Source organism: Rhodococcus sp. 05-2256-B1, assembly GCF_002258465.1.
GTDB classification, from domain to species: domain Bacteria; phylum Actinomycetota; class Actinomycetes; order Mycobacteriales; family Mycobacteriaceae; genus Rhodococcoides; species Rhodococcoides fascians.
This window is the reverse complement of sequence record NZ_NOZA01000026.1, coordinates 194140-216106: the sequence shown is the minus strand read 5'-3', so window position 1 is coordinate 216106 and position 21967 is coordinate 194140. Positions and strand designations below refer to the sequence as shown.

The window sequence follows — 21967 nt, the reverse complement described above, 5'->3', positions numbered from 1 at the left end:
TCGTGCGCGTTTTGCGTACCCAGAGGTACGCACAACGCGCACGACGGGATCGCGATCAGGCCTCGTAGGTGCCCGTGATCACGGCACGTCCGATGGCGTGCGAGAACAGGTTGAACCCGAGGTACGCCGGGGTCGCCGTCTCGTCGACTTCGAGCCGATCGACGTCCACGGCGTGCACCGCGATGAAGTAGCGGTGTGGGCCGTGGCCTGCGGGTGGGGCAGCACCGATGTACCGGAACAGGCCCGCGTCGTTCTTCAGCGTCACGGCCGTACTGGGCACCCCGGTTCCACCGTCGTCGCCTGCTCCCGAGACCAGCGACGTCGTCTCGACCGGAATGTTCGCCACGGCCCAATGCCAGAAGCCCGAGGCCGTGGGTGCGTCGGGATCGTAGACCGTCACCGCGAAGCTCTTGGTGCCCTCGGGGAATCCGGACCAGGACAGCTGCGGGGAGTTGTCGTGTCCACCGGCTCCCATGATTCCGCTGACCTGCTGGGCCTTCAGGGGCTTGCCGTCCTGCACATCCTCGGACGTCAACTCGAAGGACGGTAGGTCCGGAAGCGAGTCGTATGGGTTGTACGCCACGATGGTTCCTTTCGTATCAGCTGTGCATCAAGAAGTGCTCGAGCACCTGTGTGCCGAACTCCAACGACTCCACGGGTACTCGTTCGTCGATGCCGTGAAACAACGCCGCGAAATCGAGTTCGGGCGGAAGCTTGAGCGGAGCGAACCCGAAGCAACGAATTCCGATGCGCGCGAACGCCTTTGCGTCGGTGCCGCCGGACAACATGTACGGCACGGTGCGGCCGTTGGGGTCGTGCGCGAGGACCGCGTCGTTCATCGCGTCGACGAGATCCCCGTCGAATGTGGTCTCGTACGGTTCGAGCTTGGTGATCCATTCCCGTTCGACATTCGGGCCGATCAGTTCGTCGACCTCCTTCTCGAAGGCGGCTTGGCGGCCGGGCAGCACGCGGCAATCCACCACGGCCGTCGCGGTCTGCGGGATCACGTTGGCCTTGTAGCCGGCCGAGAGCATCGTGGGGTTCGCCGTGTCGCGCAGTGTCGCGCCGACGATGCGGGCGATGCTGCCGAGTTTGAGCAGCGTGCCGTCGATGTCCGGTGACGTCGGATCGAAGTCGAGTCCGGATTCCTCGGAGACCGCCTGCAAGAACTGCGACACGGACTCGGTGAGCACCAGGGGGAATGTGTGATTGCCCAGTTTCGCGACGGCCTCGGCCAGGTAGGTCACGGCGTTGTCGTCGTGCAGGAACGATCCGTGTCCGGCCCGCGCCTTCGCGGTCAGCCGCATCCACGCCAGACTCTTCTCGGCGGTTTCGACCATGTACAGCCGCTTCTCGGTGCCGTCCGGTCGAGCGACCGTCAGAGAGAACCCGCCGACTTCGCCGACTGCCTCCGTGACGCCCTCGAACAGATCCGGTCGGTTGTCGACCAGCCAGTGCGATCCGTACTTGCCGCCTGCCTCCTCGTCGGCGAGGAACGCGAACAGGATGTCGCGGGGCGGAACCGTGCCGTTCGATTTGAACTGGCGGGCCAGCGCCAGTGCCATCCCGACCATGTCCTTCATGTCCACGGCACCTCGACCCCAGACGTAGCCGTCTTCGACGGCTCCGGAGAACGGGTGCACACTCCAGTCGGCCGGCTCGGCCGGGACGACGTCGAGGTGTCCGTGTACGAGCAGAGCTCCACGGGACGAGTCGGCACCGCGCAGCCAGGCGAAGACGTTGCCGCGTCCGGGGGCACCGGATTCGACGTACTCGGTCTCGTACCCCACCTCTTCGAGCTTGCTCGCCACCCATTCGGCGCATTCCTTCTCGCCGACCGTGGTGTCGAGTTCGCCGGTGTTCGAGGTGTCGAACCTGATCAGAGAGCTGACCAGCTCCACCACTTCGTCGAGAGCGACGGTGGGAGCGCGTTCTCCTCGGCTTCGGGCATTGCTCACTTCGGGATCGTTCGAATCGTTTGCCACATCGTCGTTCCTACCATCACCGAGGGGTCGGGGCACCACCGAAAACCGCTCGACGCATGAACTGACGTGGGGATTTGGGTTATCGGGAACCCGTCGGATAATCTTACGCAGCGCACAGCGACCAGCTGTGAGAGCAACAAGAGAATATGCGGCAACGGTCGCACATGTCCGAGTGGCGGAATGGCAGACGCGCTAGCTTGAGGTGCTAGTGTCCTATTAACGGACGTGGGGGTTCAAGTCCCCCCTCGGACACCGTCTGAATGTTGTTCACAGACAAAGATTTTCAAAGATCTGAGTTGAGACAGACGAAACTGACCCTGATTCTTCGGAATCGGGGTCTTTTTCGTTGTTCTCACGTCGACGGCTCGACCGGGCCGATGCTAGGAGACTGAAGATGGACTCGATCGACCCCACCGATCTCGACACGTGTCTGCGGGTGCTCGCACAAGCCGCCGAGCTGGACAAGAACCATCCGGATTCCATCGCCGTCCAGCGGGCGTCCGGTGCCATGTTCAAAGATCTCAAGCGTGCTCGACGCGTTGCCGCACGCAACGCCGTCAACGCAGCCGACCGGGCAGTCGTGGCGGCCACGGCGACCGGATCCCCGGATCGTATCGACGACGAGACCGCAGGTCTGTCCCTCACCTCGCGCGCCGAGGGTGAGATCGCGGGCACCTTGATCAGGGCGCGCCCGTGCTACATCTGCAAGCAGCGCTACACCGATGTCGATTCGTTCTACCACCAGCTGTGTCCCGAGTGCGCGGCGCTCAACCGCGGCAAACGCAACGCACGAACCGACCTGTCCGGCCGGCGAGCACTGCTGACCGGAGGTCGGGCGAAGATCGGCATGTACATCGCCCTTCGGCTGCTCCGCGACGGCGCACACACGACGATCACCACGCGTTTTCCCAACGATGCCGTGCGCCGGTTCGCTGCGATGGACGACAGCGATCAGTGGTTGCACCGCCTGCGCGTCGTCGGTATCGATCTACGAGACCCCGCTCAGGTTGTGGCACTTGCCGATTCGGTCGCCGCCGAGGGACCGCTCGACATCCTGATCAACAATGCTGCGCAGACGGTCAAGCGCTCCCCCGGCTCGTACAGCGCGCTGGCCGACGCCGAAGCGGAACCGTTGCCCGCGGCACTGACCGACGGTGCCGGGCCGCAACGGATCACGTTCGGCAAGACCAGCGACGCCCACCCTGCGTCGTTGGCCAGCTCGTTGCCGGCCACGGCGATCGGCGGTCAGCAGGTCTCGGCGACTCTGAGTGCAGACGACGTCGCGTCTCTGGCGATGGTGGCGGGTTCGGTGACAGCGGAGCGCATCGAGAACGGACTGGCGATCGACGCGGGCGGCCTGGTGCCCGACCTCGCCGAGACCAACAGCTGGATTCACACCGTCGAGCAGGTCGATCCGGTCGAGTTGCTCGAAGTGCAGCTGTGCAATTCCGTGGCACCGTTCATCCTCGTCTCACGCCTGCGCGCGTCGATGGAGGCGTCACAGGCTCGACGCAAGTACGTGGTCAACGTTTCTGCCATGGAGGGTCAGTTCGGTCGGGCATACAAGGGCCCGGGGCATCCGCACACCAACATGGCCAAGGCGGCATTGAACATGCTGACCCGCACCAGTGCCAAGGAGATGGTGGAGAGCGGCATCCTGATGACCGCCGTCGACACCGGATGGATCACCGACGAGCGCCCGCACCCCACCAAGATGCGGCTGGCCGACGAGGGCTTCCACGCGCCGCTGGATCTGGTCGACGGTGCTGCGCGGGTGTACGACCCCATCGTGCAGGGCGAACTCGGAGTCGATCTGTACGGCTCGTTCCTCAAGGATTACCAGCCCTCGCCCTGGTGACGATCGGCCCCGGGGTCGTTCCTCCGGGCGATTCTGCACGTGGATGCCCCGGAGCAACCCCGGGCTGCGATACTCGGAAACGACGCCGTCTCGCGTGAGCGAACGGCACCGAGACACAGCGTGAGGCGGTCACCATGGGCGAGGATGTCGAACGCCGAAAGTTCACCAGACAGGACCGACACCAGTTTCGGCAGAAGGTTCAGGACTGTCTCGACGCGTTGGCCATCATGTTGGCCGACGAGACGTTCCAGGTCGGCGAACCCCAGATCGGCATGGAGATCGAGCTCAACCTCGTAGACGAGGACATGGCACCGTCGATGGCCAATGCCGAGGTACTCGACGCCATCGCCGATCCTGATTATCAGACCGAGCTGGGCCAGTTCAACATCGAGATCAACGTCGATCCTCGACCGCTGCGGGGCTCGTCGATCGCCGAGTTGGAGACGGATCTGCGGCGATCGCTGAATGCTGCCGACGAGCGGGCCCGTGGCTCGGGTAGTCGACTTGCCATGATCGGCATGCTCCCGACTCTGACGAAGGAACACTTCGAACACCGCTGGCTGTCGGCGAATCCGCGATACGACCTACTGAACCAGCAGATCTTCGCCGCCCGTGGTGAGGACATCGAACTGAAGATCGCGGGCGTGCGTCTGCCCGGGTCTGCGGCCGCCGAGAACCTCGATATCGTGACCGACACGATTCTGCCCGAAGCGGCCTGCACGTCCGTCCAACTGCATCTGCAAGTCGCCCCTGACGAGTTCGCGTCGTATTGGAATGCCGCACAGGCGTTGTCGGGTGTTCAGGTTGCGCTCGCCGCGAATTCGCCGTTCCTCGCCGGGCGTGCACTGTGGCACGAGACCCGCATACCGTTGTTCGAGCAGGCCACCGATACGAGGCCGCAGGAACTCAAGAACCAGGGAGTTCGCCCGCGAGTGTGGTTCGGGGAGCGATGGATCACCTCGATCTTCGACCTGTTCGAGGAGAACTCGCGCTACTTCCCCGCCCTGCTCCCGGTGTGCAGCGAAGAGGACCCCAAAGCCGCTCTGGCCCGAGGTGATACACCGTCGCTGTCGGAACTGCGGATGCACAACGGAACCGTGTACCGGTGGAACCGGCCGATCTACGATCGATCCGGCGACGGGCACCACATCCGGCTCGAGAACCGCGTTCTGCCTGCCGGACCGACAGTCGTCGACACCCTCGCCGATGCCGCGTTCTACTACGGCACCGTACGGGCTCTCGCGGATGCCGATCGGCCCCTGTGGTCGCAGATGTCGTTCGATGCCGCCGAGGAGAACGTGCACTCCGCGGCGCGCGGCGGGTTCGATTCGATGCTCTACTGGCCCGAGGTCGGCTGGGTGAGTCCGCAGGAGCTGGTACTGCGCCGATTGCTTCCGATGGCCGAGGCCGGTCTCGCCGCGTACGGCGTCGACTCTGCCGTACGTGACCGTTATCTCGGCATTGTCGAAGCGCGGTGCCTGGCCAAGCAGTCGGGTTCGGGGTGGCAGCGAGCCGCCGTCGTCGCGCGCGAACGGGCCGGCGATACTCGGGAGCAGGCTCTCGCGGGGATGTTGGGAGATTACGTGGACAGGATGGACACGGGAGAACCCGTGCACACCTGGACCCACTAGCCGACGCTGCCGGCGGCGTCCGCGTTAGTGTCGTAACCATGACTACGTCCGACTCGGATTTCACCTCAGGCCCCGACCGCACCCACGACATCGTCGTCTACGGCGTCACCGGATTCGTAGGAAAGCTGACGGCGAAATACCTCGCCGAACACGCGCCTGCCGACACCCGTATCGCGCTGGCAGGCAGGTCCACCGGACGCATCGAGGCAGCGCGAAAGGAACTGGGACCCACCGCCCAGAACTGGCCCGTCATCGAAGCCGACGCCGCCGACACCGCTGCGCTGCGATCCATGGCCGAATCGACCCGAGTCGTCATCACGACGGTCGGCCCGTATGCCAAGTACGGCATGCCACTGGCGACTGCGTGCGCCGAGGCCGGAACCGACTATGTCGACCTCACCGGCGAGGTGCTCTTCGCTCGCGAGAGCATCGATACCAACCACGAGATCGCACAACGTACCGGTGCCAGGATCGTCCACTCGTGTGGGTTCGACTCGGTTCCGTCCGACATCGGTGTCCACGCTTTGTACGAGGCCGTCACGGCCGACAATGCGGGCGAACTCACCGACACCACGCTCGTGGTCACCTCGATGTCGGGCGGGGTCAGTGGCGGTACCGTCGACTCGCTCCGTGGTCAGATCGAGGCCATGAAGAAGGACAAGCGGGCCCGACGCATCGCGGCCCGTCCGTATTCGCTGAGCCCCGATCGAAGCCTCGAGCCCCAGCTCGGCCGCCAACTCGATACCGTGCTCATCGACGGAAAGAAGATCGATCCGAGCGTGCGCGGGTGGAAGGCTCCGTTCGTGATGGCCTCGTACAACACACGAGTCGTGCGGCGTACCAATGCACTTCGAGACTGGGCCTACGGAAAGCAGTTCCGGTACAGCGAGGTGATGAGCGTCGGCTCGTCCGTCGTCAGCCCGGTGCTCGCCGGTGCACTGTCGGCAGGACTGTTCGTCGGAGTGTCGGCCATGACGGTACTGCCGGGCAAGGTGCTCGATCGCATCCTGCCCAAGCCCGGTAGCGGCCCCAGTGAAAAGGCTCGAGAGAAGGGCCATTTCACGGTCGATCTATACACCCTGACGACGTCCGGGGCGCGATACCGGGCCCGGGTCAAGGCGTCCGGCGACCCCGGCTACAAGGCGACGGCGGTCATGCTCGCCGAGTCCGCACTCGCGCTGGTTCTCGGTGGAGACGCACTGCCGAAAGCCAGCGGAGTTCTCACTCCCGCGACGGCCATGGGCGACGTTCTGGTGGACCGTCTGAATGCGGCCGGTATGGAGATCTGGGCCAAGCGGAACTGATTGCGGTGCAGGGAACGTCGGGCACGACTGGATATCTCGCATCGACACTTCCGGTCGCGGCGCTCGCCGCCGAGTCGGTCGGTGCCCTCGGCACCGCCGTCGCCCAGTTGCAAAGCGCGCTGGGATCGGTGACGACGGATTCCGAGACGGTGACGCCGACAGCGTCCATGGCGCGTATCGCCGCGTCGTTCATGGGCGATACCGTGTTGCGGATCGACGGCGAGCCGGTGCAGGGTTTTGCCGATCTGTCCGGCTTCTTTCCGGTGTCCGACGGTTGGGTGAGAACCCACGCCAACTACCCACACCACCGAGACGCACTGCTCGGTGTGGTGGGCCTCGGTGGTGCCGGCTCGGCGGAGTCGATCGACATGTTCGGCGATCGACTCCGCGGAATGTCCGGGTTCGGGCTCGAAGAGCTGTGCGCGGGGTCGGGCGCTCTGGCCGTGCGGGTGCGCACGGAAGAACAATGGTCCGCTCACCCCGCTGGAATTGCTGCGAGCTCCGGTCCGGTCGTCGCACGAGGTGCGGCCGATCCGGCTGCCCGAGTGCGCTTTCCGTCGTTCCGGCGGCTTCCGTCGCTTCGGCCGGGGGGTGCCGAATACCCGTTGGCGGGTATCCGGGTGCTCGACCTGACGCGGGTGATTGCCGGTCCTGTCGCTACGCGCGCTCTCGCACTTCTCGGTGCCGATGTGCTCCGTGTCGATTCGCCCCGGCACCCGGAACTGCCCTGGCAGCATCTCGAGAACGGCCAGGGCAAGCGGTCGGCCCTGCTGGACCTGGACACGGCGGAGGGACTCGATCGGGTGCTCGGGCTGCTCGACTCGGCCGACGTGCTCGTCACCGGGTATCGGCCGGGGGCCCTCGATCGTTTCGGCCTCGAACACCGGGTGGACCTCGTCCACGGGCGCATCAGCGCATGGGGCACAGAAGGTCCCTGGTCGCGGCGGCGGGGCTTCGACAGCCTCGTTCAGGCCGCCTGCGGTATCTCTGCTCTGGAAGGCCGGGACGGTCGGCCCGGTCGGCTTCCGGCTCAGGCGCTCGATCATGCGAGCGGTTATCTGCTGGCTGCCGGAATCGTCTCGGAACTGGCGGCGCGCGTAGAAGGGTCGGGCACTGCGGCACCGGTCGACGTCGCCCTCGCCCGAACAGCGGCGTGGCTGACCGAACTTCCCGGGAGGGACCCCGACCATGGCACCGCCGCGCTACCGCCACCCGAGTGCGTGGTCACGCACGGCTCGGTGACGGCAGCGAGACCGGTGTTCGACTGCTACTCCGACTACGCGTACCCGGCTCACGCCTGGGGTAGCGACGAGGCCGGTTGGTTACCGCGCTGACCGATCTGCGGAGCTACTCCCGGTCAGCGCAGACGCCTCGGTGTACAGATCCTTGGCCTCTTCGGTCGAATCCACCTGGGGCGGAGAACCATCGAGCGGCTGAGTAGCCGACTCGCGGAGGAAACCGACGGCGATCAGACCGATGACGCCGCTGATGATCAGGTAGTAGGCCGGGATCATGGTGCTGCCGGTGGAACTGACCAGGGCCGAGGTGACCAGCGGTGTGGTGCCGCCGAAGATCGACACCGACAGGTTGAATCCGATCGACAGTGCGGCGTAGCGCACGCGCGTCGGGAACAGTGCAGGCAAGGTGGAGGCGCTGGGTGCGGCGAAGCACGCCAGCACCACTCCCAGCAGCAGGCACGCAATCAGAGGTCCGATCCATCCGCTGCGTTGGATGAGCAGGAAGCACGGGATGGCCAGGACTATCTGTCCGATGGCACCGAACACGAACACCGGCTTGCGGCCGATTCGGTCCGTCAGCCGACCGACGGCCACGATGATGGACACGACCACGACCATCGCGGACAGGACCAACAGATCGGCGCTGAGCTGGCTGCGACCGACGACCTCGGTGAAGTACGTGGGCAGGTACGAGGTCACCATGTAGTTGGTGACGTTGTAGAGCAACACGATTCCCATGCAGATGAGCAGTGCTTTCCAATGGACCGTGAAGATCTTTCCGATCGAGCTGCGTCCGGTCTCCTGCGCCTTGACCTTCGAGTCGTGCTCGTCGAGTTGCTTGCGGAACGCGGGGGTGTCCTCCAGCTTGAGGCGCAGGTACAAACCGATGATGCCCATCGGTCCGGCAATGAAGAACGGTATGCGCCAGCCCCATTCGATCATGGTGGCGTCGCCCAGTACCGCATTCAGAATTGTCACCAAGCCGGACCCCATCGCGTATCCGACGAAAGTGCCGAAGTCGAGCCAACTGCCGAGGAAACCTCGTCTTTTGTCGGGTGAATATTCGGCGATGAAAGTCGTGGCACCGCCGTATTCACCACCGGTGGAGAATCCCTGAACCAGGCGGGCGACGAGCAGCAGGATGGGAGCCCAGATTCCGATGGAGTCGTAGCTGGGAATCAGGCCGACGGCCAACGTACCGATCGACATCATGATCATGGTGGCGGCCAGGACCTTCTGGCGTCCGATGCGGTCGCCGAGAGGGCCGAAGAAGAGTCCACCGAGTGGCCGTACTACGAACGCGGCCGCGAACGTGGCGAAGGTCGACAGCAACTGGACCGCGGGTGACGCGTCCGGGTAGAACACCTTGCCCAGTGTCGCGGCCAGGTAGCCGTACACACCGAAGTCGAACCATTCCATCGTGTTGCCCAGTGCCGCAGCAGACACGGCCCGCTTGAGCATGGGCTGGTCCACGACCGTGATGCTCTCTTCCGACATCGCCGGCTTGCGACGCATACGTTTGAAGAATGCGTCACGCCGCAGACGCTGTACGTGGCGCTGGCCCCATTTCGGGATCTGGGGTGACGACTCGGGCGATTCTGGACCTTGCGCAACCGTCATTGCAGCAACGTTAGCGAGCGCAATGACCAGCAGACAAACGCCGAAACGGACATCGGCACGCACGAGCGTGCATTCCCCCAGGTAGAGGTCGGTCGATCGAATCTTGGCCACTACCTTGACAATTGGCGCATTGATCGCAATACGGACAGGTCTCCCCGGCGTGCGTGACGACGGTGGACGGCGGCCTGGCACGATGGACCCATGCCCACCCATGACTACGCCCTGGCCGTGAGCTGGACCGGCAATCGCGGACACGGGACGGCGAATGCAGCCGCATACGACCGCGATCATTTGGTCACGGCACCCGGAAAACCCGATCTCTCGGCCAGTTCCGATCCGAGCTTTCGCGGCGATCCCGAGCGGTGGAATCCAGAGGAGCTACTCGTGGCGTCGCTGTCGAGCTGCCACATGCTGTGGTACCTCGGGTTGGCCGCCGCGTCGCACGTGACCGTCACCGACTACGTCGACTCCCCCACCGGGGTCATGACCGAGCAATCCGACGGCTCGGGGCAGTTCGTCGAGGTGACCCTGGCTCCGGTAGTGACGGTCGCCGATTCCTCGATGGTGACCCGTGCGGAGGAACTGCACGCCGAGGCCGCAGCCAAGTGCTTCATCGCCCGATCGGTCAACTTCCCGGTCCGCCACAACCCGACGACTCGGGTGAACGCATGACCGTACCGATGATCGTCGACGTCGACACCGGGATCGACGACTCGCTCGCACTGCTGTATCTGTTGGCCACCGACGAGGCCGAGATCCTCGGCATAGCGTCCACCGCCGGTAACGTGCCGGTGAACCAGGTCGCCGCGAACAACCTGGCCTGGCTCGACCTGTGCCGCGCGGCCGATATCGAAGTGTCGCTCGGTGCGCAGGTGCCGTTGGTGGCACCTTTGATGACCACCGAGGACACGCACGGACCGCAGGGCATCGGATATGCGGAGCTGCCGGTGTCGAGTCGGGACCTGTCCGCACGCGATGCCACCACGATGTGGATCGAGTTGATTCGCTCGCGACCGGGTGAGATCACCGGTCTCGTCACCGGTCCGCTGACCAATCTCGCGCTGGCGGTTCGCCGAGACCCCGAGTTGCCTCGGCTGTTGAAGCGATTGGTGTTGATGGGTGGTGCTTTTCAGCATCAGGGCAACACGACGCCGACGAGCGAGTGGAACATCGCGGTGGACCCCGAGGCTGCAGCGGAGGTCTTCGCCGCTTTCTCCGGACTACCCGAGGACCGCCGCCCGATCGTCTGCGCACTCGACATCACCGAGACCATAGAGATGACACCCGAGCACATTCGCCTTCTCGGTGAACGCGCCGGAAGCGTTCCGGCCGAGCTGATCTCGTCGACCGATGCGCCGGGGGCGCGATCGACGGCCTCGAACCCGATCGTGCGTCATTTCTCGGACGCGGTCCGCTTCTACTTCGAATTCCATCGCGATCACGATCAGGGGTTCCTGGCCCACATGCACGATCCGTTCGCCGCAGCAGTGGCGGTGCAACCGGATATCGCCACCTACCGGCACGCGACCGTGGACGTGGAACTGGTCGGAACCCTCACTCGCGGAACGACGGTGGCGGATTGGCGCGGAATGTGGGGCAGGCCTCCGAACGCAGCCATCGCCACCCACGCCGATCCTCAGGCGTTCTTCGATCAGCTCGTCGAACGCGTCGGCGAGCTGGCGGCGACTCTGTACCCCACCCAGCAGGGACAGCAGGCGTCAGGAATCGAAGGCGTCGAGTAGCTCCTGAGCGGCCAACGCCGCCGTGAGCGACCCGTCGCGCACGCGAGATTCCACGTCGTCTCGAATTGCCTTCACCGACGGGCTCTGAGCCAACCGACGCAGTAGCTGATCGTTGACCATCGTCCACGTCCAGTCCACCTGCTGCTTGCGCCGCTTCTCGGCGAACTCGCCTGCGTCACGGAGCACCTGCTGGTGGCGGAGCACCGTGTTCCAGTACTCGTCGAGGCCGGTGCCTTCGATGGCACTCATCGTCAACACCGGGGGCTTCCAGATCGCATCGTGCGGATAAATCAGCCGCAGTGCACCCGCCAACTCTCGCGCCGCGTTCTTCGCGTCGGTCGCGTGCTTGCCGTCGGCCTTGTTGACGGCCACCAGATCTGCGAGTTCGAGAACGCCCTTCTTGATGCCCTGCAACTGATCCCCGGTACGCGCAAGCGTGAGGAACGTGAAGCAGTCGACCATGTTCGCGACCGTCACCTCGGACTGGCCCACGCCCACGGTCTCGACCAGGATCACGTCGAACCCTGCGGCTTCGAGCAACACGATGGTCTCTCTCGTCGCGCGTGCGACTCCGCCCAACGTTCCCGAGGTCGGCGACGGCCTGATGTACGCGTTCTCCTGCACCGCGAGACGCGACATCCGGGTTTTGTCTCCCAGGATGGAACCACCGGTCCGCGTCGACGACGGATCGACGGCAAGCACCGCGACCCGATGTCCCTGTTCGATCAACCGCATTCCGAGCGCATCGATGAACGTCGACTTCCCGACCCCCGGAACCCCGGTGATGCCCACCCGGTGCGATCCGCCGGCGTCGGGCAACACCCGAAGCAGCAACCGCTGTGCCAAGTCACGATGATCCGAGCGGGTCGATTCGACCAACGTGATCGCCCGGGCGAGCCCGGATCGTTCGTTCGCTCGGACCGACTCGGCCACCGCATCGATGTCGATGACGCGGCCCTTGTTCGGAGAGTTCATATTCAGGCGTTGGCCTCGCGTGGTGCATGCCCGAGCGCAACGGACAGCTTCTCCACCAGACCGATCGCCGCGTCGGCGATGACGGTGCCCGGAGGGAAGATCGCCGCGGCACCCGCCGCGTAGAGCTCGTCGAAATCGCCCGGGGGGATGACGCCACCGACGACGATCATGATGTCCTCGCGCCCGACGTCGGCCAAGGCCTGTCGCAAGGCGGGCACCAGCGTCAGATGGCCCGCCGCCAGTGACGACACGCCGACGACATGGACGTCGTTGTCCGCTGCCTGCCGGGCAACCTCCTCGGGCGTCTGGAACAACGGACCGACGTCGACGTCGAAGCCGATGTCGGCGAACGCCGTGGCAATGACCTTCTGGCCTCGATCGTGTCCGTCCTGCCCCATCTTGCACACCAGAACACGAGGACGACGGCCCTCGTCCTCGGCGAACTGTTCGACCAGCGCGGTGGCGCGGGTGATGTTCTCGGATTTACCTGCCTCGTCGCGGTACACACCACTGATTGTCCGGATTTCCGCCTGATGGCGCCCGTAGACCTTCTCCAAGGCGTCGGAAATCTCACCGACGGTGGCCATCTTGCGGGCGGCATCGATGGCGAGAGCCAGCAGATTGTTCTCCATACCCGGCTGGTCCGACGCTGCGGCCCGGGTCAGGTTCGCCAGGGCCGCCTCGACCTCGGCGGTGTCCCGCTCGGCACGAAGACGCTCGAGCTTCTCGATCTGCTCTTTTCGCACCTTCGAGTTCTCGACCTTGAGTACCTCGATGGTGTCGGGCTCGTCGGGCACGTACTTGTTTACGCCCACCAGCGGCTGTCGGCCGGAGTCGATGCGCGCCTGGGTACGAGCCGCCGCCTCCTCGATGCGCAACTTCGGAATGCCTTCGCCGATGGCCTGAGCCATGCCGCCCGCTTCCTCGACCTCCGCAATGTGTGCGCGAGCCCGATTCGCCAGCTGATGGGTGAGCCACTCGACGTAGTGCGACCCGCCCCACGGATCGATCGGCCGAACGGTGTTGGATTCCTGCGCGATGAGCAGCTGAGTGTTGCGGGCGATACGGGCCGAGAAATCGGTCGGCAACGCCAGTGCCTCGTCGAGCGCGTTGGTGTGCAGGGACTGCGTATGGCCCTGGGTCGCGGCCATGGCTTCGACACAGGTGCGGGCGACGTTGTTGAACACGTCCTGTGCGGTCAGCGACCAACCCGACGTCTGCGAATGAGTGCGCAGGGAACGGGATTTGGCACTCTTGGGCTCGAATTGTTGGACGAGCTCGGCCCACAGCAGCCGCCCGGCGCGGAGCTTGGCAACCTCCATGAAGAAGTTCATTCCGATGGCCCAGAAGAACGACAACCGCGGCGCGAACGTGTCGATGTCCATGCCGGCGTCCAGGCCGGCCCGGATGTACTCGACACCGTCCGCGAGGGTGTAGGCGAGTTCGAGATCGGCTGTGGCACCGGCTTCTTGGATGTGGTAGCCGGAGATGGAGATCGAGTTGTACTTCGGCATCTTCTCGCTGGTGTACGCAAAGATATCCGAGATGATGCGCATCGACGGCTTCGGCGGATAGATGTAGGTGTTGCGCACCATGAACTCTTTGAGGATGTCGTTCTGGATGGTGCCGGCTAGTTTCTCCGGCCCGACGCCCTGCTCCTCCGCGGCGGCGACGTACAGCGCCAGAATCGGCAGCACCGCTCCGTTCATCGTCATCGACACCGAGACGCTACCGAGGTCGATGCCGTCGAACAGCTGTCGCATGTCGTAGATGGAATCGATTGCTACACCGGCCATTCCGACGTCACCCTGCACTCGCGGGTGATCGGAGTCGTAGCCCCGGTGCGTGGCCAGATCGAACGCCACCGACAGGCCTTTCTGCCCGGCCGCGAGGTTGCGGCGGTAGAAGGCGTTGGACTCGGCTGCGGTGGAGAATCCGGCGTACTGGCGAATGGTCCACGGTTGGTTGACGTACATCGTGGGATACGGCCCGCGGAGGAACGGCGGGGCACCCGGATAGCTGTGCAACGGGTAGCCCTCGGCCTCGGCGGCGTCCCGGTCTGCCTCGGTGTACACCGGCTTGACGTCGATGCCCTCGGGAGTGGACCACACCACCTGCTCGGGGGTGTAGAAGTTCGCCTTGGCACCGTTCTTCACGTGTGTGGCCACGTCCTCCGCGGACGGCGGCGACGGCGTCGGCTCGTCGGGATCGACCAGCGGTACGTCGGCGAAACTGCCGATGGTGTGCGAGATTCGGTTCTCGTCGGTACTCACTTCGAGGCTCCCAGCGTGTCGAGAAGTTCGGTCAGCACGGCGACGGCGTCGACCTTGGCGGTCAGGAATCCGTCGGGACGGGACGGGCCGTCGACGCCGGCGAAGATCTTTTCCGGGCCGGCGAGCAAAACCCGCGAGACCCCTGCTGCACGCAGAGCGTCCACGGCAGTAGCGGCCTCGTCGCCGTAGCGCTTGTCGGTTCCGCACACCACGGCGATCGAGGCTCCCGACGCTTCGACAGCACCGGCGACAGCGTCCACGCCCAGGGGGCCGGGGTTGACCGCTTCGATTCCCCCCGACGCCAACAGATTGGACGCGAAGGTCGTCCGGACGTTGTGCTCGGCGACGGTTCCCAACGGGACCAGTAGCACCTGGGGCCGCGAATCATGTTGGGCCAGATAAGAATCCGATCGATCTCTGAGCGACTCGAATGCCCGACCGTACCGATACACGGGTGCCGAGCCGGCAGGCTGCGTCTGCTCGGGAGACAGGGGGGCCTCGGCCAGATTGGGAAACTCGTTGACACCGGTCAGTGGAGTGATGCGATGCGCGATGTCGGACTCGCGCTCTGCACGGGTCTTCTCGATGTCGGCGACCAGCAAACCGTCCGCGGTTGCTGCAGCGAATCCGCCCGAAGCCTCGACGCCCCGGAAGAAGTCCCACGCCGTCGCGGCAACCGCAGCCGTGAGTTCCTCGATGTACCACGAGCCCGAACCCGGATCCAGAACCCGACCCAGATGGGCTTCCTCCAGCAGGAGCAACTGAGTGTTTCTCGCGATACGGGCAGCGAACGTCTTGGACACTCCGGCGGCACCACCGTTCAGTGCCGCGTCGAACGGCAGCACCGTCACCGAATCCGCACCACCCACTCCGGCCCCAAACGACGCAAGAGTGGTACGCAGCATGTTCACCCACGGATCGCGCTGAGACATCATCGCTTCCGACGTCACCGCATGCTGAGGAGCATCACCGGCGTCGGGCGCACCGCACACCTGCGCAATCCGCGCCCACAGAATGCGAGCAGCGCGAAACTTGGCGATGGTCTGGAACTGGTCGTCGGTTGCTGCGAATCGAAACTCGATCTGGCGCAAAGCATCCGAGACGGCCACACCGTTCTCGGTCATCGATCGGACGTACTCGAGCCCGGCCGCGATCGACGCACCCAGTTCCTGCGCATCCGACGCACCGAGATTATGGAACACGGTGCCGTCGACGGTGATGGCACGCATCGACTCGGCGCGGTCGATGCACGCGCGAGCCAGGTCGAGTGCATCGGCCATCTCTATGGATTCCGTGCCTGCCACTGCAGCAGTGAGAGTGTCCACTCCGAGTCTGACGTCGACGGCGGCGCGATCGTCGATCTCTGCCGCATCGAGAACGTCGAACAGTGCCGTCGCTGCCGCGCGAACATCCCTGCGGGCATCGATCGTCAACGGGGCCAGCTCGAGCAGCACACCACGGAGAGCCTCCGACAGATCCGACGGATCCAACCCACGCGACCCCACCGTCAACCAGAGCGCACTGGTGCCGTTGGCGAGCGAATCGAGGATCTGACCGTTCAGCGCGGGCACACCGTCACGAACGTCGGAACCGTGACGCGTGCACACCTTCCAGCCCGCATTGACGTCCCGATGCGGATCACGCCCCCGCAGGTACGGAAACTGCCCCGGCAACGGACCCTCGGGGCGCTCGTCGAACGCGGTGTACAGCGGAGACACCGCGATTCCGTCGTACGTCGTGGAATCGAGAAGATGTTCGGGATCGGCAGGCAGATCGGCCACATCGACCCGGCGAGACTTGGCCAGGACCCCGGCCACCGCCTGCTGCCAGGCCGCGTGGGCACTGCGTGCGGCATCTTCGTGCGACGCGATGGACACGTGTGCTGCTCCCTCGGTTCGGCGGGCAGTCCTACACCCGACTTGAAGTGATGCTAACCCCACCTACATGCAGGCTATCGTGAGGATCACCTCACGTTCGGTGACCCACGCCGCAGGCTCCGCTCCCGAACCGTCTGGTCACTCCGCAGGCTCCGCTCCCGAACCGTTCTGTCATCTCACGCCGGTACTCTTGCCTCTCGTGACCCGGCACCTGCGCGACCTTCGTCTGATCGCGCTACTGGCGGTGATCGTCGTCCTGGCTGTCGTTGCGGTGTTCGTCCCGCATCCGAGCGTCGAGCAGATGCGCCAGTGGGGCACCTCGGTCGGTCCTGCGTTTCCGCTCGTGTTCTTCGCCGTCCATGCACTGGTGACCATTGCACCCATTCCCAGAACCCTGTTCACATTGAGCGCCGGAGTGCTGTTCGGGCCATTCACCGGTCTGGCGGTGACGATCGGCGCCTCTACGGTCAGCGCGGTCCTCGCCCTGCTGTTGGTTCGGGCGATCGGGCGAGAAGCCGTGGCGGCGCGAATGTCGCATTCGGCTCTCGACTCTGTCGACGAGAGCCTGCGCCGACGAGGGTGGCTCGCGGTCGGCTCTCTGCGATTGATCGCCCCGGTGCCTTTCTCTCTGGTGAACTACGCCTGCGGTGTGTCGGCGGTTCGACTCGTCCCCTTCGCTCTGGCCACTGCCGCCGGCATGCTGCCCGGCACCCTCGGGATCGTGGTGATCGGTGGAGCAATCGGCGGGCAGACCCATCCGGCACTGCTGGTGCTGTCCGGGATCTGCATTGCGATCGGCGTGAGCGGGTTGTTCGTCGACTGGCGGTTGTCGCGGACTCGTGAGGCCGCGTCGGCACCGGAGAACAGGCGTCAGGGTGAGAACCTTGATTCGGGACAATCAAGCCTGGAAGCTTGACTTGATCAAATCAACGCTCTAGCCTTGTCGCATGTTCGTCATGACCGTCGACCAGCGTCGCAGCAGACGTGACATCGATCGCGTGCCCGATCTACTGGACCGCTATCGCGAATTCGATCTGATCCGCCCGTTCGAACGCACCGCAGGCGACGAGGTCCAGGCCGTCTGTGAGGACGCAGCAACCGTCGTCGCGATCGCCCTCGACCTGGTGGCGACGCCACATTGGAGCGTGGGAATCGGCGTCGGTTCGGTCGAGCTTCCGTTACCCGACACGACGCGCGCCGGCCGGGGCCAGGCATTCGAGGCTGCCCGAGACGCCGTCACCAGAGCAAAGAATGCGCCTGCTGCGCTCGCCGTCACCGGACCCGAGCCGGAAGCGGCCGAGGACGCCGAAACCGCATCGACCTTGGTGGCCTTACTCGTCGCTCGTCGCTCGGACCAGGGCCGAGAAGCGGTTGCGCTCATGGCAGAGGGAATGTCGCAGACCGACGCGGCCGAAAGGCTCGACATCAGCAAACAGGCTATGTCGCAACGACTTTCCGTCGCCGGCTGGCACGTCGAAAATGCCGGCCGCACCCTTGCCTCCAGGTTGTTGAACGCGGCTGACGCGACAGGAAGTCACACGTCATGATCGTCGTCGCCCTCGTTCTTCTGGCTCTGACGGCAGGGGTCGCCCTCGTCCCGGCCGGTGACCGCATCAGGCTGTGGGTCCCCACTGCGGCTGCCTCGACTCTGCTCACCGCAGCCGCTGTGCTTGCCACGCTCGCCGGGCCGGCATACGGCGTCGGTCATGCAGTCGGAGTCGTCCTGAGCGTTGCCGTGGCCGCCGTCGGCGGCACCGCCGTGGTGCCGAGCGTCTTTCGCGTCGCCAGACGACAGAACGACTCGACCGACGACGAGCCGGTCGAGCCGCTGCGTGGAGGGTTGACGATAGGAATTCTCGAACGTGTAGCGGTTGCGGTATCCATTCTCACCGGCTGGCCCGAGGGAATCGCCATCGTACTGGCGGTCAAAGGACTTGCGCGCTACCCCGAACTGCGCGAATCCCACGCCTCCGAACAGTTCATCATCGGCACCTTCGCCAGCGTTCTGTGGGCACTGGCGGCAGCGGGCGTGGGATTCGCGATCAATTCGTGATCAGCGCGCTTCCGGTTCTGCCTCGGGAGATGCCGACAGGGCACCGATATCCAGCCCCTTGGACAGCTCCGGAGATGCGGCCAACGACGTGTCCACCGGCTTACGGGCCACCGCCTCGGCGGCCTTGACGGCTTCGGCGACAGCCGGATCGGTCTTTGTCTCGAACCACTCCGCAACCTCGTCCGAGTCATCCTCGGGCTTCGGCTCGTTGCCCGCGGACTCGTTGGGCTCGTATCGGAACACCCCGTCCTCGCCTGGGGCTCCGAGGGTCTTGGCGAATCCCTTGAGAGCGTCGCCGAAATCGCTCGGGATCATCCACACCTTGTTCGCGTCGCCCTGCGCCATCTGGGGCAACGTCTGCATGTACTGGTAAGCCAACAGTTCTGGAGTGGGCTTACCGGCCTTGATGGCACCGAAGACCTTCTCGATGGCCTTCGCCTGACCCTGCGCCTCGAGGTACTTCGCGGCGCGATCACCCTGAGCCCGCAGAATTCTGGACTGACGCTCACCCTCGGCAGTGAGGATGGCCGCCTGCTTACCGCCCTCGGCTGCGAGGATTCGGCTCTGCTTGTCGCCCTCGGCTGTCTTGATCGCCGATTCACGGTGCCCCTCGGCCGTGAGAATGGTCGCACGCTTCTCGCGGTCGGCCTTCATCTGCTTCTCCATCGATTCCTGAATCGAGGGTGGCGGATCGATGCTCTTGAGCTCGACGCGGGCGACTCGAAGACCCCACCGACCGGTGGCCTCGTCCAGCACCACTCGGAGCTGACCGTTGATCGAATCACGGGACGTCAGAGTCTCTTCCAACGTCATTCCGCCGACGACGTTACGCAGCGTGGTGGTGGTCAACTGCTCGACACCGACGATGTAGTTGTTGATCTCGTACACGGCCGACTGTGGATTGGTCACCTGAAAATAGACGACGGTGTCGATCGACACCGTCAGGTTGTCTTTGGTGATGACCGGCTGCGGCGGGAACGAGACGACCCGTTCTCGCAGATCGACTTTCGCACGGATGCGATCGACGAACGGGACGAGGAACGTGAGCTGACCGGACACGGTACGCGTGTACCGACCGAGTCTTTCGATCACTGCTGCCTCGGCTTGCGGGACGATCGAGATGGACTTGGCCATCAACACGGCGACGAACGCAACGATGACGGCCAGTGCTATGAGTGCTTCCACTGGCTTTACGGTCCCTTCCATACGACGGCGGTGGCACCGTCGATTTCCATCACGGTCACGGTGGTACCGGGGGCGTAGACCTCTGTCTCGTCCAACGGACGCGCGGTCCACACCTCGCCACCGAGTTTGATCTGGCCTTCGTGCGCAGTGACCTGTTCGAGCACGACTGCACTCTTACCGGTGAGAGCCGCAACCCCCATCGGGGTGTCCGGCGGATGTGCGAAGCGCCGCAACAAGATCGGACGCAGACCCAGAACCAACGCCAACGACAACACGCCGAAAACGATTGCGTCTGCCCATACCGGGAAGTCGGTCAACGCCGACACCCCGGCGGTACCGAGCGCACCGCCGGCGATCATCAGTAGGAAGAAGTCCCCCGTCAGTGCTTCGGCACCGGCAAGCACAACCGCCGCTATGAGCCACAAGATCGCTGCCACAAGCTCCATCCTGGCACGAATCGGACATCCGCCGACGGATCAGCTGGTCGTAACAGCTACTCGGTGACGAAATCGACCAACTGTTCGACGGCACCGATCAGTGGAGCCTCCAGATCTCGGAAGCTCGACACCGACGAGTACACCCGCCGCCATCCTTCTTGCGGAGTTCCCCAGCCCAGCTCTCGACAGATTCCGGTCTTCCAGTCCTGACCGCGCGGAATCTTCGGCCACGCCGCAATGCCGACCGCCGACGGCTTGACGGCCTCCCACACGTCGATGAACGGATGGCCGGTGACGAGAACGTGTTCGCCCAACGATCTGGTCATCTTCGATTCCTTGGACCCGGTCACCAGGTGGTCGACCAGGACCCCGACGCGCCGGCCCGGGCCGGGGCCGAAATCGGCCAACCGCTCCCCCAGATTGTCCAGGCCCTCGAGATGTTCGACGACCACGCCCTCCACTCGAAGGTCGTGTCCCCACACGCTTTCCACCAGGGCCGCGTCGTGCACACCCTCGACCCAGATACGGCTGGCACGAGCCGTCCGGGCTCGCAGGCCCTCGACCTTGGTGGATCCGGACGCCGATCTGGTCGGTTTGGCCGCGGTCGCGGGCTTCGGGCGGACCAGCGTCACCCGGCGGCCGTCGATCAGAAATGCGGCCTCGCGCAAGGCGAACAGTCGCGTCGTTCGGGCGCCGTCCTCGAGTCGGACGAAATCTCCGTCGTACGTGCGCTCGAAGCCGACCACAGCACCGCAATAACCCGAACCCGCGTCCTCGACCACCATGCCGCGCTCGGCCGGCACCTCCGGTGCCGGAACCTTCCGCATGCGACTGTGCCCTTTGAGAATGTCTCCGCCGTACATGTCGTTCACGGCGACCAACGCTAGCGATACCGGCGTCCCGAGCACGGTTCGCCACGCCGACCTATGCTCGTGAGTCGTGTGTTCTCCGAGTGCAAGTCTTGCCCTGTGGGCCGGTTCCTGGCTGGCCGGTGTCGGTTCGCCGGACGACGTCATCGACGCGATGTCCGAGTGGGCACCGATGCATCTGGTCGGTGCCGGTGACGACGAAGCAGCAACGACGTACGGGCTGCGCTTTCCGGGCTACGCAGAGGGCATCGCCGGGGCGCTCGCCGCGGTCCGAACCGCCGCGAACGCAGGACCCTCACCCGCAGCCGGGGAGGAACGGATACGTCTGGTGCTGCCCGCAGCGGGCGCAGTGGCCGAACTGCCGGCCCGGACAGAATTCTCTCGTGCAGCGATCGGTGCCGAGCAGGCGGTGATGATCGGTACCCCGGGCTCCGCCGGAATCGGGGTGGTACCCGTCGTCGAGGGCCCCGACGTGCTGCGCTGGACCGTGTATTCGATCGACGTTCCCTCTCACGCCCACCGAGATCGAGGTCTCGGTGAGGCCGAGTACGAGATGCGCGAGGCCGTGCGCGGCGCGGCGGATGCACTCGCACAGATGCAATCGCTCCCCACCCGCACTCTCGAGGCCGACCCGCGCACTCGCATCGCCGAGCTGATCGCCGACGCTGCACGGCACCGCTATCCCCCCGAGATGTCCGAACGCGCCTTCCGAGTGCTCGAATCGGCCGATCGGGTCGCGGCCATCCTCACCGTCGCCGCCGGATCGGCTCCCTCGGAGGCACCGACTGCCGCCGCAGCGGCCGCCCGAGAAGAACTCGTCCGGCCGCTGTGGGCCGCCGTGCGCACGGCCCGGACCATCGCCGTGGCGACGAGCATCGGTGCCTCGATGCAGTCGGCCCGATGACCGACAGGACCGACAC

General features: G+C 65.0%; 19 protein-coding genes and 1 tRNA gene. 11 read left to right on the top strand and 9 right to left on the bottom strand.

Annotated elements, in window-relative coordinates:
* Window positions 1-55: 55 nt before the first annotated feature.
* Both CH285_RS14400 and CH285_RS14395 read right to left on the bottom strand, forming a co-directional pair.
* Window positions 56-583, bottom strand: a complete 528-nt coding sequence (locus CH285_RS14400; protein ID WP_027497057.1) for a YbhB/YbcL family Raf kinase inhibitor-like protein — start codon at window positions 581-583, stop codon at window positions 56-58.
* A 16-nt stretch (window positions 584-599) separates the two neighbouring features.
* Window positions 600-1958 carry a M20/M25/M40 family metallo-hydrolase gene (locus CH285_RS14395; protein ID WP_080729261.1) on the bottom strand — a complete coding sequence of 453 codons (1359 nt, stop codon included), beginning with the start codon at window positions 1956-1958 and terminating at the stop codon, window positions 600-602.
* Between the two features lie 193 nt (window positions 1959-2151).
* Here CH285_RS14395 and CH285_RS14390 point away from each other — a divergent pair.
* The 5 genes from CH285_RS14390 to CH285_RS14370 all read left to right on the top strand — a co-directional run bounded on the left by CH285_RS14390 (window position 2152) and on the right by CH285_RS14370 (window position 8112).
* A tRNA-Leu gene (locus CH285_RS14390) sits at window positions 2152-2237 on the top strand.
* Between the two features lie 142 nt (window positions 2238-2379).
* A complete protein-coding gene (locus tag CH285_RS14385; protein WP_032382054.1) occupies window positions 2380-3843 on the top strand; it encodes an SDR family NAD(P)-dependent oxidoreductase in 1464 nt (487 codons plus the stop codon).
* A 134-nt stretch (window positions 3844-3977) separates the two neighbouring features.
* Complete coding sequence (locus CH285_RS14380) at window positions 3978-5474, top strand: glutamate-cysteine ligase family protein (protein WP_027497054.1); 1497 nt, start codon at window positions 3978-3980, stop codon at window positions 5472-5474.
* 38 nt (window positions 5475-5512) lie between these two features.
* On the top strand, window positions 5513-6778 hold the full coding sequence (locus CH285_RS14375; protein ID WP_094643192.1) for a saccharopine dehydrogenase family protein: 1266 nt from the start codon (window positions 5513-5515) through the stop codon (window positions 6776-6778).
* Between the two features lie 5 nt (window positions 6779-6783).
* A complete protein-coding gene (locus tag CH285_RS14370; RefSeq protein WP_176458609.1) occupies window positions 6784-8112 on the top strand; it encodes a CoA transferase in 1329 nt (442 codons plus the stop codon).
* Here the strand turns inward: CH285_RS14370 and proP are convergent.
* Window positions 8101-9531 (bottom strand): glycine betaine/L-proline transporter ProP, encoded by a 1431-nt coding sequence (gene proP, locus CH285_RS14365; RefSeq protein ID WP_370878783.1) that lies wholly within the window; start codon window positions 9529-9531, stop codon window positions 8101-8103. The genes CH285_RS14370 and proP overlap by 12 nt on opposite strands.
* 306 nt (window positions 9532-9837) lie before the next feature.
* On the opposite strand from proP, the gene CH285_RS14360 reads away from it, so the two are divergent.
* Together CH285_RS14360 and CH285_RS14355 are read left to right on the top strand one after the other, a co-directional pair.
* Window positions 9838-10308 (top strand): OsmC family protein, encoded by a 471-nt coding sequence (locus CH285_RS14360; protein WP_032370519.1) that lies wholly within the window; start codon window positions 9838-9840, stop codon window positions 10306-10308.
* On the top strand, window positions 10305-11378 hold the full coding sequence (locus CH285_RS14355; protein WP_032370518.1) for a nucleoside hydrolase: 1074 nt from the start codon (window positions 10305-10307) through the stop codon (window positions 11376-11378). The genes CH285_RS14360 and CH285_RS14355 overlap by 4 nt, the downstream gene beginning before the upstream one ends.
* On the opposite strand, the gene meaB is transcribed toward CH285_RS14355, so the two are convergent.
* The 3 genes from meaB to mutA are packed head-to-tail and all read right to left on the bottom strand — an operon-like array spanning window position 11355 to window position 16503.
* A complete protein-coding gene (gene meaB / locus CH285_RS14350) occupies window positions 11355-12353 on the bottom strand; it encodes a methylmalonyl Co-A mutase-associated GTPase MeaB (RefSeq protein WP_032370517.1) in 999 nt (332 codons plus the stop codon). The two genes, CH285_RS14355 and meaB, sit on opposite strands and share 24 nt — an antisense overlap.
* A gap of 2 nt (window positions 12354-12355) precedes the next feature.
* Window positions 12356-14626 carry a methylmalonyl-CoA mutase gene (gene scpA / locus CH285_RS14345; protein ID WP_032365779.1) on the bottom strand — a complete coding sequence of 757 codons (2271 nt, stop codon included), beginning with the start codon at window positions 14624-14626 and terminating at the stop codon, window positions 12356-12358.
* Window positions 14623-16503, bottom strand: coding sequence for a methylmalonyl-CoA mutase small subunit (gene mutA, locus CH285_RS14340; RefSeq protein ID WP_094643191.1), 1881 nt, complete (start codon window positions 16501-16503; stop codon window positions 14623-14625). Before mutA ends, scpA begins: the two co-directional genes overlap by 4 nt.
* A gap of 199 nt (window positions 16504-16702) precedes the next feature.
* On the opposite strand from mutA, the gene CH285_RS14335 reads away from it, so the two are divergent.
* From CH285_RS14335 to CH285_RS14325, 3 genes are read left to right on the top strand one after another with little or no spacing between them, the layout of a single operon-like run.
* On the top strand, window positions 16703-17419 hold the full coding sequence (locus tag CH285_RS14335; protein ID WP_032370516.1) for a TVP38/TMEM64 family protein: 717 nt from the start codon (window positions 16703-16705) through the stop codon (window positions 17417-17419).
* Between the two features lie 31 nt (window positions 17420-17450).
* Window positions 17451-18050, top strand: coding sequence for a hypothetical protein (locus CH285_RS14330; RefSeq protein ID WP_032370515.1), 600 nt, complete (start codon window positions 17451-17453; stop codon window positions 18048-18050).
* Window positions 18047-18556 (top strand): hypothetical protein, encoded by a 510-nt coding sequence (locus CH285_RS14325; protein WP_032370514.1) that lies wholly within the window; start codon window positions 18047-18049, stop codon window positions 18554-18556. Before CH285_RS14330 ends, CH285_RS14325 begins: the two co-directional genes overlap by 4 nt.
* Here the strand turns inward: CH285_RS14325 and CH285_RS14320 are convergent, their stop codons facing one another.
* Genes CH285_RS14320 through CH285_RS14310 form a run of 3 tightly spaced genes read right to left on the bottom strand, consistent with a single transcriptional unit; the run spans window position 18557 to window position 21041 of the window.
* Window positions 18557-19741 carry an SPFH domain-containing protein gene (locus CH285_RS14320; RefSeq protein ID WP_032370513.1) on the bottom strand — a complete coding sequence of 395 codons (1185 nt, stop codon included), beginning with the start codon at window positions 19739-19741 and terminating at the stop codon, window positions 18557-18559.
* A 5-nt stretch (window positions 19742-19746) separates the two neighbouring features.
* Window positions 19747-20178 carry an NfeD family protein gene (locus CH285_RS14315; protein ID WP_027497041.1) on the bottom strand — a complete coding sequence of 144 codons (432 nt, stop codon included), beginning with the start codon at window positions 20176-20178 and terminating at the stop codon, window positions 19747-19749.
* Between the two features lie 56 nt (window positions 20179-20234).
* A complete protein-coding gene (locus CH285_RS14310) occupies window positions 20235-21041 on the bottom strand; it encodes a DUF3097 domain-containing protein (protein ID WP_032365846.1) in 807 nt (268 codons plus the stop codon).
* A 76-nt stretch (window positions 21042-21117) separates the two neighbouring features.
* Between CH285_RS14310 and CH285_RS14305 the strand changes: the two genes are divergently transcribed.
* Window positions 21118-21951: a hypothetical protein gene (locus CH285_RS14305; protein ID WP_176457081.1), complete on the top strand. Its 834-nt coding sequence runs from the start codon at window positions 21118-21120 to the stop codon at window positions 21949-21951.
* Window positions 21952-21967: the final 16 nt, after the last annotated feature.